Source organism: Nocardia halotolerans (assembly GCF_042650145.1).
Lineage (GTDB): Bacteria > Actinomycetota > Actinomycetes > Mycobacteriales > Mycobacteriaceae > Nocardia > Nocardia halotolerans.
Genome location: NZ_JBHSDL010000008.1, coordinates 79,903 through 96,277 on the forward strand (window position 1 = coordinate 79,903; position 16,375 = coordinate 96,277).

Below are 16,375 nucleotides of genomic sequence, written 5' to 3' on the forward strand. Positions count from 1 at the left end.
CCGCCGACCATGCCCTGAGATCGTTGCTCGAGCGATTATCCGCAGCGTGGTTCCGCCTCCCGAGCAGCGCTGGTCGCAGCCTGTTCCGTCCGATCGAGCAGGCCCGCCGCAGCCCGTTCCCGCCGCTCGTGCGACGGCATCGCCAACGTCAGCACGGCGAGCACGACGGCGACGACGGCGATGGCGCCCATCATCATGATGCTGCCACCGAGGCTGTGCGAACGGAAGAACACCGTGGTCAACACCGCGAGACCGACCGCGTTCCCCACCTGCTCGACGGTCGGCAACACACCGGAGGCCTCAGCCATCCGATCGGCGTCGAGCCCGGACAGCATCATCGGCTGCAGCTGCACACCGAAAACCCCGACCCCGAATCCGGCCGCGAACACCGGACCCGCGCAGAGCAGTGCGTTCGCCACACCGTCGACCAGATACAGGTACACCCCGCCCGCGCCGATACACCCACCGAACAGCGCGATCCCGGCAGCCAACGCCCAGATATCCCAGCGGGGAACCAGAATCAGTGAGCCGAGGGCACCGGCGCCCGCGCCCAGCGCGAACAGTGTCATCACCATGCCGGTGAGCAGCGGCGAGTAGCCGAGCACATCCTGCATGGTGATCGAGGCGGCGAACACGAACGCGGTGAACAGCCCGAAGAAGGCGCCTACCAGTACCGAGCCGATCCGGAAGCCGTGGTTGGCGAACAGGTCGAGGCGCACGAGCGGGTCGGCACCTCGCGCGGTGCGGGCGCGCTGCTGGGCGAGGAACACCGCCGTCAGCACCAGCCCGGCACCGGTGGCGGCGATGACGTCGAGCCGCCACCCGTGCTCCTGAATCCGGGCCATGCCCGCGATCAGGGCGAACAGACCGAGCCCGGACAGCGCGGCACCGACCAGATCGAGTCGGTGACGACCGACCGGGCTGGTCCGGTCCAGAAACTTCCAGGCCAACGCGAACGCGAACAGCCCGATCGGCAGGTTGATCAGGAAGACCGATCGCCACCCCCAACCACCGACATCGATGGTGAGCAGCACGCCGCCCACAATGGGCCCGAGCATCCCGGCGAATCCAGCCACGCCCCCATAGAGCGCGAAGACCAGGGGATGGCGCTCGCGCGGGAAACCGGCCGTGAGAATGGCGATCGTCTGGGCAGCCATGCCCGCCCCCGCCGCGCCTTGGAACACGCGCGCGATGACGAGTTCATCGGGGTCACTGGCCAATCCGCACCATGCCGAGGCCGCGGTGAAGGCGACCACCGACACCAGAAACATTCTGCGCCGACCGACCATTGCACCGATCCGTGCGGCGGTGAGCAGCGTGCAGGCGAACGCCAGCGCATACCCGGAGATCACCAGCAGCTGTGCCGACCTGGACGCCCCGAGGTCGGCGGTCAGACTCGGCAGCGCGGTGTTCACGATCGTCACGTCGATCATCTGCATGAACACCGCGATCAGGCAGGCGCCGAACGCCAGCCACGCGCCGAGCCCGGGCGCCTGTGCCTTCGCGACGCCGGTGGTTTCGCTCATCACGCCAATTCCATCGTGGCGCGCGGGGCCGACATCGACATCTGGGTCGGGAAACTCAGCTGCACCATCCGATGCGGCGCCACCACCTCGAACAGCGCGATGAACGGCGGCACGACGGAGCCGACCATCTTGTCCAGCATCCCGTTCACCTGCTCGAAGCCGGGCCGCAACCGCACTTGCCAACACGGGAACACCCCGGCCGGTCCCGCGAACACGACCTGTTTCTCCACCCGGACGAGCAGCGGCCAGTGCACCGAGGACGCGAGCCACACGTCGATCGATTCGACCAGTCCGTCGGCGAATTCCAGTCCACGCAGCATCGTCAGACCACCGGCGATCGGCATCACGTTCGGGGGGAACGGCCCGGGCAGGCCGCCGAACTGCAGATGCACGGTGTCGACGAAATTCACTTCTTCGCGAGAAACCACCGTTGCGCCCGACCGAGCCTGCGCGCGATAGGTTTCCGCGTGCAGTCGCCCGTCGATACGACCTATTCGCTGCTCGACCGTCATGACCAGTTCCCGGTCGCGCCCACCTTTTTCTGCCGGGCTCACCTCGGTCGTCGTGTGATATCCGCCCCGGTCGTGCACGACGACGTGCGAAACCTCGAAGCCGCTGGGCTCACCGGCGATGCCGACGCGATACCGCGACTTCTCGCCGTCAGGAATGCCAGGGTCACCGAAGATGGTCGGTACGAATTCTTCTCGGATCATGGGTGCTCCGTGGCGCTGTCGATGATGGCTCCGAACACGGACTTCATGGTGGTCAGGTAGCGGCGCACCGACTCCTGCGCGATCGCGGTGTCGGGGAAGATGACGCTCAGCGACGTTCGGCCGGGTAGCCGGTTGATCCAGATGAGTGCTTCCTCGGAGGCAGCGCGGTTGGCGAAGACACCGGCCTTCATGCTGTCGAACAACTCGTTACCCAGGAAGTTTCTGGCGTCGATGAACGAGATCATCGGGGTGACCCACCCCGGTTCGACCTTGATCTCGGAATCAGCGGGCAGCAGGTCGAGAACACGGTGGAACGAGGTGGGTGCCAACAGCAGACCGCTGTCGTAGGCCCGTTGCGCGATCGTGAGCGCGCGGGCGAAGGTGGTGCGTTCGGTGAGCGGGAACGCGACCGGAACGAGCGTCACGTACCAGCCGACCGAGTTGTTCTCCGCTGCCGAGGACCTGGTGCTGACCGGGGTCATTCCGAAGTAGTAGTCCGAACCCACCAGCTCCCGTTCGGCAAGTGCGGCGGCGGCGAACACACCGCCGACGAATTCGGCGCCGTTGGCACGGCAGACGCTTTCGAATCGATCGGCCTCGTCGTCGTCGAACAACACGACGTTGCGGTGGGCGCTGCGATGGTAGCCGTCGGTCTTCTTGCCCAAGTCGAGTGGGAAAACCGGCAGTCGGTTGTCGTTGCCGTGCAGCAGGGCGAGCCATTTCTTGACCCCCGGCGAGGACAGGCTCTGCTGATCGCTGAGTGACCGCTCGTTGCGGCAGTAGTCGAGGTAGCTCGCCGCCGGGGCCGGCGGTTCGGCCTCGTCCCATAGCTGGGTGGCGTAGAGCTGGGCGAAGTCGGCCGCCGAAAGGTACTGCCCGAGGCCGTCGGTGTGCAGATGGTCGACCGCCAGGTACACGGTGGTGGAGTCGCTGTGCTCGATGGTGCCGAAGGTGAAGCAGTCCCATTGAAACGGGCCGGGTGTCGTCTTCTCCACGTGCCGGCAGATCGACTCGGGGTCGTCGATGTAGCCGTAGTCGACCGGTACGAACTCGACATCTGCCTCGGGAACCAGATGGCGCCGTACGGTGCCACCGGCTTCGACGGCGAACCACGTGCGAAAGGTGTCGTGGCGCATCAGGAAAGCGTGGATCGTCCGGGTGATCGTGTCGCGATCGAGGTCACCGGCGGGGATCTCGGCGACCGCCAGACACAGGCCCGAGAACCGGAAGTCCGCGCCGGCGTGCCGGTCGGCCAGGCGCAGGTACTGCTCCTGTTGTAGTGAGGGGGGTGCCGGATGTGCCGGGGCCCTGGCCGCGCGCGCGACCGAGTCCGCCGAGGCGAACCAGGTCACGAGCCGACCGGGTGACGGGCGCCATTCATCGATCAAGCCGAAGTCGACCATCAGTGCGATCCCGCCATCGATACTTCCGCCGGCCGGTCGAGGTCCCATGGTGCCGGCGGTTCGGCACTCGACGCGGCAGATTCTGCGGGCGCCGTGTCCGGCCGTAGCGGTGTGCCAACGGATTCAGAGGCCAGGATCAGTTCGGCGACCTTGGGACCCGCCTGTTCCAAACTGAACGAGCGCCCCATCTGCATCGACATCAGGTCGATGCCGAGCGTCTTGGTGACGCGCGCGCCCAGTTCGACCGCCATCAACGAGTCCAACCCCAGTTCGGGCACCGGCACCGTCATGTCGATCGACTCGACCGGCACCCCCATGACAACGGCGAGTTCGTCGGCCATCTTGCGGGCGATGGCGGGCCCGCGCTTGGCCTCCTCCATCGCGGCGAGATCCGCACGCAGCTTGGCCAGTTCGGAGGTGTCCTCGGCCGAGGACCGGGCCAGTGCAGCGGTGCGACCGGTGCGCACCAACTGCGGGAAGGTTCCGGTCAGTTTGGCCCAATCGGTGGGAATGATCGCCGCGTTGGTCACGCCCAGGCGCAGGGTCTGTTCCAGGTAGGCGGTGGCGTCGGCCATGTCTATCGGACCGAATCCGACCAGATCCAAGTACTTTTCGGCGGTTTCATCCGAGGCCATGCCTCCTGAGGCGCCGGACAGGTGTCCCCAGCCGATGCACAGTGCGCGCTCGCCCGCGGCGGCCCAGCGTTGTGCCAATGTCTCGACGGCGACGTTGGCAGCGCAATAGTTGTACTGACCGTAGATCCCGTACATGGAGCCACCCGAGGAGCACAGCACGAACATGTCCAAAGTGATACCGGCATCGGCCACCGCCTGGTGGACCACCTGCGCGCCGTGGACTTTGGGGCGATAGACCCGGTCGAGCTCGTCGAGCGCCATGCTGGCGAGCCGGTTGTCGGCCACCGCGCCCGCGGCGTGGAACACCGCGCGCAACGGGTGCTGTTCGCTGTGCGCACGAGCGACGAGCGCGGTGACGGCGGCGGCATCGGTCACGTCGGCGTGTTCTTCGATCACCTCGATGCCCGCCGTGCGCCACACCTCGAGCTGGCGGCGAGCCGTCTCGGTGCGGGCACCGCTGCGCCCGACCAGCACCAGCCTGCGCGCACCACGCAGCGCCAGCCAGCGCCCGATCGCCATGCCGAAGCCACCGAACCCACCGGTGATGAGGTAGCTACCGGCGCTGTCGATGTCGAGTGGCGGCAGTGCGGGCCGTACGGGCGGCTGCGGGTCGTCCATCCGCAGGGCGACCCGGCCGACGCGCGAAGACCTCAGCGTCTCCTCGAACGCCTGACTCACCTCGTGTGTCTCGAACATCTGGTACGGCAACGGGGTGTAGACACCCTCGGTGACCTTCTCGAACACTCGCTGCAGCAGCCGCGACAGCCGTTGCGGGCGCACCGCGACCAAGCGGTCCAGATCCATCGAGTAATAGGCGAGATTCTTGTCGAAGTTGGCCAGTTCCAGCAGGCCACCGGTGTAGATGTCGGCCTTGCCGACCTCGACGATGCGACCGAATTCCGCGGCGGCATTGAAATTCTGGCGCAAGATCTCACCGGGCGCACTGCTGATGATCACGTCGGCGCCGGTACCGCCGGTCAGCGCGAGCACGTCGTCGACGAAGTTGAGCGAACGTGAGTTCACCGCGAAGTCCGCGCCCATCGCCAGCACGTGCTCGCGGCGCTCGGGCGAACTCGCCGTGCCGATGATGCGTGCACCGATCGCCTTGGCCACCTGAATGGCCGCGGTGCCGACACCGCCGGCCGCACCGTGGATCAGCACGGTCTCGCCCGGTTCGAGGCGAGCCAGATCGTGCAGAGCGTATTCGGCCGTGCCGAAGGCAATAGTGCTGGTGCAATACCCGGGATCAGTGTCGGCGGGCACTATCACGGCCAGCGCCCGATCGACGATGGCGAATCTGCGCATCATGCCCTTGGACGCCACCGCGACCTTGGCACCGACCGCGACATCGGTGACATCGGCGCCGACCCGCACCACGGTGCCGATGCCCTCCATGCCGGGCACGGTGCCGAAATACGTGGGCGCGAGTTCGCGTTCACCGAGCAGTCCGATCACCTTGAGCGGATCCTTGTAGTTCAATCCGATCACCGCCATCGCGACCTCGACCTGGCCGGCGGCGGGTTCCGGACGCGGGCACGCACGCCACCCCACCTGCGAGAGCACACGGGTCCGTGGCAGGTCCAGCTCGAAGTTCGCCGCCGGGTCGGCAAACGGGTGCGAGGTCTCGAGCTCTTCGATGCGCTCGGGCAGCGGCTTGGTCACCATCGGCGCCCAGCGCTTGCCGCCGCGCAGCAGCACCTCGTCGCTGTTGTCGAGGGTGAAAGCACCGGGCACACCGAGTTCGGTGACGAGTTCGGTGATCGGGGTGGCCGGCTCGGTATCGACCAACCGCCAGCGCAGCGGGGTCTGTTCATTGAGCAGCACCCGGCGGCCGCCGGCGAGCGCGGCCTGGCGCGGGTCCGGTGCGACATCGCTGCCAGGAACCATGAAGGCGGACTCGGTGACCAGTGTGGCGTGGACGTTGCCGTCGCCGAAGCTGATCTGTGGTGGGGCGCCCTCCACGGTGGGCGTGACGTACTCCGACACCGCGACCGCGACGCGTTTGAGCGTCCACAGGTCGGCTACGTCGTCGGTACCCGCACCGACGACGACACAGACGTGCGTGCGCTGGGTTTCCTCGGCTGTTGCCGCCTCGAGATGCGCGAGGAGATCCGGTTCCAGCTCGTCGCTGTCCGGGTCGGCGAGCATCACTCGCGCCCCTGGGATCGCGGCGGCGAGTTCAGCGGTACGCGAACTGTCACCGAGTGCGACGATCACAGTGGACACCGACCCGACGTCGGCCAGGGCCGCGGGGTCTATCGGGTCCCGTTCTTCCAGCACCTCGGTGTAGTAGAAGTCGGCCATCCGGTGCAGCGGGCTGTTACCTGGCTCGAGCGCACCGATCTGCAGGCCGGTCAACCGTGCGACCAGCTTTCGGTCGCGGTCGAGCAGGTCGACGTCGGCGCGCAGGCGGGCTCGGGGGTCGCGGCGAGCGATGACGGTGATCTCCGTGGGGAGTTCGGCGAGCAGGCGCACCGCGTTCACCCCGACGGGCACCATGACACCCTCGTTGATCCGTTCGTCGGTGAAAAGCATTGCGGCGCACTGCATGGCGGCATCGACGACGGCCGGATGCGCCAGATGTCGCGAGCCTTCGGCGATGCTGCCGTCGACGGTCGCCAGCACCACATCGCGTCCCACACGCACCGAGGTCACCCGCCGAAACGTCGGACCGTACTGCAGGCCGGCCGAGGCGAGGCCCGCGTAGAACATCGCCGGGTCGACATCGACCCCGATCTCGATGGTGGGCAGCTCGACTGCTGTCTGTTCGTGACTGCCGGTCAGCGTGCGCCCGGTCGAGTGCACTGTCCACGCCGTTCCGGTCGCGCTGCGCGATCTGATCATGAAGCGGCCGCTGGCTTCCTCGACGCTGATGGCCACCAGGGGCACATCCGGGGCACCCATGATCAGCGGCGCGACGAACCGTACTCCTTCCAGCGCAACCTGTTTGCTGCCGATCCGGGCAGCGGTGGCGCTCAGTGCCGCGTCCAGGTACGCCGCACCCGGCATGATCTTGACGCCGTTGACGACATGGTCGACCAGCCACGGCAGCAACTCGGTGCCCACCTGCAACAACCACTCGGGACGACCCTCCACATCGGGGTCGCCGAGCATCGCGTGGCCTTCGGGCGTGCCGAGGCGGGCCTGCTCGAACAGCGGCAACGCCGAGTGCAGGCGGGTGCGCTGCCAGGGGTACCGCGGCAGCGGTACGTGCGCGGTGACACCCCGATCCGCGGGGAACAGCAGGTCGCGGTCGAGCACGCCGGCGGCGTGCAGGCCGATGAGGGTGCGCCGGATGCTGTGCGAATCGGATTGCTCGCGGTCGAGGGTGGGCACCGTGGCGCCGTTCACGTCCGCGTCGACCAGAGCCTCGCGGATATTGCCCGACAGCACCGGGTGTGGACCGACTTCGAGGAAGATCCGGTTGCCCGCGTCGATCAGGTTCCCGATCGCAGCGAAGAATCGCACCGGCTGACGAACATTCGACCACCAGTACTCGGCGTTCCAGACGCCCTCGGTGACGAGTTCGCCCGTCACCGAGGAGTACAGCGGCACCTTCGGTGCCTGTGGCGTCAGATCGGCCAGCGCCGTGCGCAGTTCGTCGCGGATCGGGTCCATCAGCCGGCTGTGATACGGCACCTCGACACGCAGGCGGCGTGCGAAGATGCCGTCCTCCGTGAGCTTTTCGGCGATTTCGTCGAGCCGGTCGACGTCGCCGGACAGGGTCACCGAGGTGGGGCTGTTGATCGCCGCGATGTCGACGCGCGGATCGTCGGCGATGAGCTCGTCGACCTGTTCCTTGGTCATGCCGACGGCGAGCATCCCGCCGGTTCCGGCGGTAGTGGCCTGCAACCGCGCCCGGTGACAGGCCACGCGCACCGCTTCGCGCAGCGACAGCATGCCGCTGACATACGCGGCCGATACCTCGCCCACACTGTGTCCGACGATGGCCGCGGGGACGATCCCGTATTCGGCCAGCTCACGCACCAGACCGACTTGGACCAGAAAGTTGGCCGGCTGGGCGACCTCGGTGCCGGTGATCCGGGACTCGTCCGCTGGCTTGCCCAGCTCCTCGATGATCGACCAGCCCGCGATCGCGCGGAATTCCGCATCGATCTCCTCGGCGGTTTCGGCGAACACCCCGCCGGCCGCGAGCAGCCCACGGGCCATCTTCCAGTGCTGTGGCCCCATACCGGAGAACACGAACACCGGCTCGGCGGCGCTGGAGGAGACCGTGCGACCGGCGTCGCGACCGCCGCCCGACGCGTACTCGTGCAGTTCGCGAACCAGTTCGTCGGCGGAACCGTCGAGGAGTACACCGGTGCGGAACGGGTGGTGCGCCATCCGGGTCCATGCCGCTTCGGCCAGCTGATCCGGGTCGGCGCCCGCGGTGATCAAGTTGGCGAACCGGCCGGCCAACGCACGAGCGGCGCCGGTACTGCGGGCCGAGATGGGCAGGATGCCGAAGTGCCGGGCCGGTTGGATCAGCGGTGCGGGTGCGCGGAACTCCTGCAGGATGGCGTGAGCATTGGTGCCGCCGTAGCCGAAACCGTTGACCGCCACCGCCATCGGCGCGGAGTCGGCGGGTAGCGGTTGCGCCTCGGTCTGCACGTGCAAGCCCAGCTCGTCGAACGGGATGTCGGGGTTCGGGTTGTTCAGCCAGCCCTGCGGTGGCAGTGTGCGATGTCGCAGTGCCAGCGCGGCTTTGATCACGCCGGCCACGCCCGCGGCGGCCTCGGTGTGACCGATCGTCGCCTTCACCGAGCCGACGCCGATGCTGCCGGAGCGCCCGGACGGTGCACCGAAAACCCGGCCGAGGGCGCGCAGTTCGACGGGGTCGCCGACCAGCGTGCCGGTGCCGTGCGCCTCCAGGTAGGTGATCTCGTCGGGTGCCAGGCCCGAGCGTTCGCACACGGTCCGGGCCAGCGCCTCCTGCGAATCGACGTTGGGCACCGTGATCGCGGTCGTCCGTCCGTCCTGATTAGATCCGGTGGCCTTGATCACGGCGTAGACCCGATCGCCGTCCCGGACAGCGTCTTCGAGCTTCTTCAGCGCCACCATCGCGGCACCTTCACCGCGACCGTAGCCGTCGGCGGACGCGTCGAAGGACTTGCAGCGACCGTCGGTGGCCAGGAATCCGCCTTTGCACATGAGCACGAAGGTTTCCGGCTGCAGCATCACATTGACCCCGCCCGCCAGCGCGACCTTGCAGTCGTCGTTCTCCAGCGCCTGGCAAGCCAGGTGGAGCGCGACCAGTGACGAGGAGCAGGCGGTGTCGACGGTGATCGCCGGACCGACCAGGTTCAGCGCGTAGGCGATGCGGTTGGACAGCATCGTGTAGGAAGCGCTGGCCGGGGTGTGCATGTCGGTGTGGAACAGCGCGGGGCCCACCACGCCGATCACCGACTGGTCGACCACGAAGCCGCCCACATAGACCCCGACCTGCGCGCCGGCCGAGTGCCCCGCGATCCCGGCGTCGTCGAGCGCCTCCCAGGTCACCTCGAGCATCAGCCGCTGCTGCGGGTCGAGCACGGTGGCCTCACGCGGCGAGATCCCGAAGAAGTCGGGATCGAACTCCCACGGATCGGTGGTCATGAAGGCGCCGTGTTTGGTGTAGCTGCGCCCCGGCGTCCGCGGCTCGGGGTCGTAGTAGCGGCGCCAATCCCAGCGATCGGCGGGCATCTCCACGACGCCGTCACGCTTGTCGACAATAAAGTCCCAGAACGATTCCGGCGAATCGATTCCGCCCGCGAACCGACATCCGATTCCGACAATGGCAATATCCGACACGCAATTTCCTCCGGTTCGACCGGTCTGTGGCATCGACCGTTGGTGTCAACGTAGGAGCCCACCACCGTGGCGATCGTCCGATCACCGACCTCTGGAATTTCGGACTGGCAATAGCGCGCTTCGCTGTGATCGGACCCATATCGCGAAGTCACGGCTCACAACGTTGTCCCGAGAGTCATTGTGACCGGCCGCAACATTGCGCTGTAGCGATCGGAAAGGCCCTCGACAGTGACAAGTTCGACCACATCGCGAGCAGTTGGGAGGCGAATGTGTTCGCCGAGTTGGCACAGTGGTCGGACATCGTCGTCCGGCGGCGGTACCTGGTGATCATCACGATGGTGGCCGGATTGCTGGCACTGGGAACCTACGGGCTCGGTCTCGGCGCGGATCTGAGTTCGTCGGGATTCGACGATCCGTCGTCGGAATCAGTTCGTGCGGCGCACGTACGCGACAACGCCTTCGGACGTGATCACAGCAGCGACGTGATCCTGCTGGTTCGGGCGCCCGAGGGCTCCACGATCGACGATCCAGCCTTCGCCGAGACGGTCGTGGCGGGCCTGAACAGCCTGCCGCAACGGTTCCCGAACGAGATCGACCAGATCAACGGCGCGTATTGGCCGACCGATACCGGTGTGGCGCTTCCTGATGTCTTCGGCTCGCCCGAACGTGACTACGCATTCGCCTCGGTCGCGGTCAGCGGCCTGGATCCCACCGAACAGGCTCGCAACTACCGCAAGATCGCTGAGGAACTCGTGATCCCCGGGGTCGAGGTCGAGCTCGCCGGCAGCCAACCGGTCGCCGCCGCGTTGAACGACACCATGGTCCAGGATCAGCGACGCGTGGAGTTGCTCGCCATCCCCGCAGTCGCGGTCCTGCTGTTCTTCCTGTTCGGTGGCGTCGTCGCCGCGGCGCTGCCGCTGATCGTGGGCGGGCTCACCATGCTCGGAGCGTGGGGGCTGCTGCGCTGCCTCACCGCGGTCACCGAGGTGAACTCCTTTGTCTCCCCTGTTGTCTCGATGATCGGCCTCGGGCTGGCGATCGACTACGGACTGTTCGTGCTCAGTCGTTTCCGCGAGGAACTCGCCGACGGCCGCACGGTCGACGACGCGGTCCGGCGTTCGGTGGCCACGGCGGGGCGCACGGTGTGGTTCTCCGCCTTGATCGTCGTGGTCGCGGCGGCCGGCATCCTGGTGTTCCCACAGGGCTTCCTGCGGTCGTTCGCCTACGGCGCCATGATCACCATCTCGCTGGCCGCACTCACCTCGATCACCCTGCTGCCCGCGATGCTGGCCGTGCTGGGCAGGCGAGTCGACTGGCTCGGGGTCGCCTGGTTCCGCAAACCGGTCGCGAACGACCGTGTGCCCGACAACAGGTGGGGGCGATTCGCCGCCGGGGTGATGAAACGTCCGCTGGTGGTGGCTGTTCCGATCTGCCTCGGCCTGCTGCTGCTCATCGTCCCGATCCAGAACCTGGCCTTCGGCTCCGTCAATGAGCGGTTCCTTCCGCCGACACATCCGACACGTTCGGCCCAACAGCACTTCGACGAGCTGTTCCCGCTGCGCCAGATCGACCCGATCGACCTGGTCATCGTCACTTTCGACCCCACAACCGCGGATACCGTCCGCGCCGATGCCGACCACGCCCCAGGCCTGGCCGCGCCGTTCGCCGAACCGATGCAGTCGCCGTTCCAGCCTCAGGTCCTCACCACCCACACCGTGCTCGCCGGTTCCGGCGACGCCGAGGCGACCATCGACTACCTGCGTTCGATGCCGCTGCCGCCCGGCACGACACTGATGGTCGGTGGGCAACCCGCCGTGGAGAAGGACAGCATCGACGCACTGGTCGAGCGGATGCCGCTGATGATCGCGTTCGTCTTCCTGGCCGGCACGCTACTGATGGCACTGATGTTCGGTTCGCTGGTGCTGCCGCTCAAAGCCGCCGCACTGAACCTGCTCGGACTCGGCGCCACCCTCGGTGTGCTCACCTGGGTCTTCATCGATGGGCACGGTGCGGGACTGTTCGGCTTCACCCCGCAACCGATCATGTCGCTGGTCCTGGTGGTGATCGTGTCGGTGATCTACGGGCTGTCGACCGATTACGAGGTATTCCTGTTGTCGCGCATCGTCGAAGCCAGGGCCGCCGGTGCCTCGACCACCGAAGCGGTGCAGGCGGGTATCGCGCGTACGGGCCGCATCATCACCGCGGCCGCATTGATCCTGCTGGTGGTCACCGGCGCATTCGCGCTCTCGGATCTGCTGATGATGCAGTACATCGCCTTCGGCATGGTCACGGCCCTGTTCATCGACGCCACCATTCTGCGGATGCTGCTGGTACCGGCGTCCATGCGGCTGCTCGGGGACGCCTGCTGGTGGGCACCGGCGTGGCTCAAACGCCTGCAGCCGGCATCGGAACACGAAAATCTGGCCCACTCGGCAACTTCCGGAGCTGCTCCGGCGCCCAGACCACGTCCTGATCCCGAAGACCGCGCTCAACTGGTCGACGGGCAGAGCCGCCATGGGCACTAGCGACGACACAGGAGAGAACGCGGACATGACAGTGGTGAGTTCTTCGGTGCGGCGGCTGGCAATCGCGGTGACGCTCGCCGCCACCGGCCTGCCCGCCGTCGCGACAGCGCAGGCGAGCCCGGACCTGGTCGCCGCCCGCGCCATGGCAGCGGCGGTACCGGCACCGAACGGCTCGTTCGCGGTCGCGGCGGCCGCCAACGGGCCCGGCAAGGTGATCGACCTGACCGTGCACTCGGCGTCGATGAACCGCCCGGTCACCGTCGCGATCATTCCCGCCGCCGACCCCGAAGCACCCGCGGGCTCGCTGTATCTGCTCAACGGGATCGACGGCGGCACCGACACCCAGGACTGGCGGGAGGGCGGCAACTGGTTCACCAGAACCGACGCCGTTGAATTCTTCGCCGCCGCACAGGCGAACGTGGTGATGCCGATCGGTGGAGCGGGCACGTTCTACACCGACTGGCGGGCCGACGATCCGGGCACCGGACGCAATCGCTGGTTGACGTTCCTCACCACCGAACTCCCACCGATCATCGACTCCGCCTTCCACGGCACCGGCCACGACGCGGTCGCCGGTCTGTCGATGTCCAGCGCGGCGGTGTTCCGGATGGCACAGGTGGCGCCGCAACGATTCCGGATGGTCGGCTCCTTCAGCGGCTGTATCCAGACCAGCAGCCCGGCCGGACAGGCGATGGTGGCCTCGATCGTCACCGCGCAAGGCGGCAACCCACTGAATATGTGGGGGCCACCCGCCGATCCGGCCTGGGCGGCCGGCGATGCGGCCCTCAATGCCGAGAAGCTGCGTGGCGTACAGGTGTATGTCAGCACCGGCAACGGCCTGCCCGGCCCGCTGGACACCCTCGATGGCCCCGGCATCGAAAGCGACCCGGTGAAACTGCTCGATCAGCTGATCATAGGCGGTGCACTCGACGGAATCACCGTGGTGTGCACCGCGTTGTTGCGCGACCGACTGGCCGCACTGGATATCCCGGCGACATTCGAATTCCGCCCAGCAGGCACGCATTCCTGGGGTTACTGGGAGCAGGACCTGCGCACCTACTGGGAGCGGGCCGCCGCGCTGCTCGTCCCCTGATCCTCCAGCCGCAGTTCGTGACATCCATCGACGTCGCCGCCGGCAGTGGGCTTGTTTCACACGCCGAACGCCCCGACCTCGTCAGTAACAATTTCGGGCAGTCGTGATCGGGTAATCGGCCGCGCACAGGCTTGACGCAAGCTAATGATTATTTGTCCGATTCCGCGTGCGTTGCCGGCCTGAGGCCCACGACACAGGTGGCGACTGCCGGTGGCCTGCCCAATCTGTCCCACGAGTGGAGAGTTCCCGGGTGCAGCCGCTCCTGGCACTCTGCTGCGACAATGGCCTGATGGTCTGGCCGAATTTTGGAAACTTTTCGGACGCAGACATGCTGGTGTGGCGAATACCGATGCAATCCGGTGCTGTGCCGGTACTTGACGCTGCTGAGGGTATGAGCCCGCCCGAAGCATGGGTGGAGGCGTTACATGCCGTTTCGCGGGACATTCTATGCCTGCAGTACGGGGGCCGATTCGACAGCAGTGATCTGGTTTGGGAACTCTCGATCGACGGTACTACACCGTCGGGCTGGGATGGCAACGCCTCGGTAGGAGCGATTTCTGGTACACGGGTGGAGGCGAATCGATGGATGCATCATTTGCGGTGGCAGCCGTTTGGGCGGCTGGTGTGGCTCAGGGGCAACTCGTCATCGGCCGAGAAGTTGTGCATTGGCCCAGTAAGGGTTGGAATCTGCTCACCGCGCAGTTGGTCGATGAGTTGCCTGTGTGGATCGATACATCTGACGGGTCGATTATCAGCAATATTGGGATGTTGTGCGAAGCAGGAACAAATTGGTAGCTATCCATCCCAGGTAATTTGATCGGATGCAGACCCATTCTCGGAACGTCGTCTGGATCGCCGCCGCCATAGTGGCGGTGTCAGCCGCTCCGCTACTGCGCTCAGCGACGCGATGGCTCGGCTGCTACGACAAGCAGGCAGTGGCGGCGGCTGCGACCACTCTGGCAAGACCCGGACGTCTTCGCGAAATCCACTGCGCAAGAGCATGTTCCCAAGACCGAATGGGACACGGCCGGCCTCGCACTACAGTTGGCAACAGCCGCCCACGATCGACGCCGCAGGCCGAAATGGCGACGCCACTACCTACCTCGACATCGGCGAACCTCGCCGACGAGGTATCGGAGTTGTTGCCGCTGGCCAGGTGGTGGTCGCCCGCTTACCGATTCGTGGCCGCGGGCCGGCCCGCTTCGAACAGGCCAGCCGAATCAACGACCCAGAAGACATAGGGATACATCATGATCGATACGACCTCCGCCCCAGAGCTGTCGGCGAAGCTACCGCATCCGCGGTTCCGGCTGCCGCTCCTCGGTGACGTCCTGACCACCGATTTCGCGAAGCCGTGCCAACAGCTGGCCGAGCAAGCGCGGGAGTTGGGGCCGGTCTTCGAACAGAAGCTTTTCGGTTACCCCGCGATCATCGTCACCGGGGTCGAGGCCATCGAGGAAGTCAACGACGAGTCGCGGTGGGAAAAGCACGTCGGCCACGCGCTGATCAAACTGCGACCGCTGGCGGGGGACGGGTTGTTCACCGCTTACAACTCCGAGCCGAATTGGGCCAAGGCCCACACCATTCTCGCCCCCGCCTTCACCAAGTCGGCGATGGCCAACTACCACGGCGCGATCATCGAGACCGTCCGCGAGTTGACCGACGTCTGGTCTGCGACACCGCAGTGGATCGACGTACCGGCGACGACGAACAAGCTGACCTTCGAAATCATTGCGCGAGCGGGTTTCTCGCATTCGTTCGGTTCGCTGGCCGATTCGCGCAGCGGTTAGTTCGTCGAAGCGATGGTGCGCGAGCTCGCCTACGCCAACCGCCGCACCGATGTACTGCCCTTGTTCGACAAGGTCTTCCGCCGTGACGACCGCGATCAGCACAAGGCCGACCTGACACACGCCCACGCTGTCGTCGACGACATCATCGACGCCCGCAAAATCGATCCGCAGCGTGGGTATCGCGACATCCTCGATCTCATGCTCGACAGTGTTGACCCCGACACCGGGGAGCATCTCGACACGGTCAACATCCGAAACCAGACCCTCACCTTCCTCATCGCAGGCAGCGAAACCTCCGCCAACACCATCGCTTTCGCCCTGCATTACCTCTCGACCCGCCCCGATATCGTTGCGGATGTCCGCGCCGAACTCGACGAGCGCTGGCCCACAGCGGAATTCCCGGATATCCGCTACGACAACGTAGCCAAGCTGCGCGGTCTGCGCCGCGTCGTCGACGAAACCCTGCGGCTGTGGCCGACCGGCCCCGGATACTTCCGCCGCGCCAAGCGCGACACCACGCTGTGCGGCCGCTACCGATTTACCAAGAAGGCCTGGGTGCTGGTGTTACTCCTCGCCGCCCACCGCGACCCGGCTTGGGGCCCCGACGCAGACCAATTCAACCCAGACCGATTCCTGCCTGACAACATTCGCGGCCTACCACCCCGCGTCTACAAGCCTTTCGGCACCGGGCCCCGCGCCTGCATCGGCCGCCAGTTCGCCCACCACGAAATAGCGGTGGCCCTCGCGGCGCTGCTGCACCAGTTCGATCTGGAATCCGACCCAGGATATGACCTCGATGTCCGCGAAACTCTTACCCTCAAGCCCTCAGGTCTTCGGCTTCGAGCGCACCGGCGCCGACGCTAGGTAGCGTGCAGGCAACAGTGACCCAGACAGCAATAC

At 66.5% G+C, this 16,375-nt stretch carries 7 protein-coding genes and 1 pseudogene; 4 read left to right on the plus strand and 4 right to left on the minus strand.

Annotated features, from left to right (window positions below; translation table 11 throughout):
• Positions 1-35: 35 nt before the first annotated feature.
• From ACFO5K_RS09000 to ACFO5K_RS09015, 4 genes are read right to left on the minus strand one after another with little or no spacing between them, the layout of a single operon-like run.
• Positions 36-1,526 (minus strand): MFS transporter, encoded by a 1,491-nt coding sequence (locus tag ACFO5K_RS09000; RefSeq protein ID WP_378558867.1) that lies wholly within the window; start codon positions 1,524-1,526, stop codon positions 36-38.
• Positions 1,526-2,239 (minus strand): hypothetical protein, encoded by a 714-nt coding sequence (locus ACFO5K_RS09005; protein ID WP_378558871.1) that lies wholly within the window; start codon positions 2,237-2,239, stop codon positions 1,526-1,528. The genes ACFO5K_RS09000 and ACFO5K_RS09005 overlap by 1 nt, the downstream gene beginning before the upstream one ends.
• Positions 2,236-3,642, minus strand: coding sequence for a condensation domain-containing protein (locus tag ACFO5K_RS09010; RefSeq protein ID WP_378558874.1), 1,407 nt, complete (start codon positions 3,640-3,642; stop codon positions 2,236-2,238). Before ACFO5K_RS09010 ends, ACFO5K_RS09005 begins: the two co-directional genes overlap by 4 nt.
• Positions 3,642-10,067, minus strand: a complete 6,426-nt coding sequence (locus tag ACFO5K_RS09015) for a type I polyketide synthase (protein WP_378558877.1) — start codon at positions 10,065-10,067, stop codon at positions 3,642-3,644. The genes ACFO5K_RS09010 and ACFO5K_RS09015 overlap by 1 nt, the downstream gene beginning before the upstream one ends.
• A gap of 269 nt (positions 10,068-10,336) precedes the next feature.
• On the opposite strand from ACFO5K_RS09015, the gene ACFO5K_RS09020 reads away from it, so the two are divergent.
• From ACFO5K_RS09020 to ACFO5K_RS09035, 4 genes and pseudogenes are all read left to right on the plus strand, one after another.
• A complete protein-coding gene (locus ACFO5K_RS09020; RefSeq protein WP_378558880.1) occupies positions 10,337-12,592 on the plus strand; it encodes an MMPL family transporter in 2,256 nt (751 codons plus the stop codon).
• Between the two features lie 25 nt (positions 12,593-12,617).
• A complete protein-coding gene (locus ACFO5K_RS09025) occupies positions 12,618-13,685 on the plus strand; it encodes an alpha/beta hydrolase (RefSeq protein WP_378558883.1) in 1,068 nt (355 codons plus the stop codon).
• A 582-nt stretch (positions 13,686-14,267) separates the two neighbouring features.
• Positions 14,268-14,480 (plus strand): hypothetical protein, encoded by a 213-nt coding sequence (locus tag ACFO5K_RS09030; RefSeq protein ID WP_378558886.1) that lies wholly within the window; start codon positions 14,268-14,270, stop codon positions 14,478-14,480.
• A gap of 455 nt (positions 14,481-14,935) precedes the next feature.
• Positions 14,936-16,339 (plus strand): annotated as a pseudogene (locus tag ACFO5K_RS09035) (cytochrome P450).
• Positions 16,340-16,375: the final 36 nt, after the last annotated feature.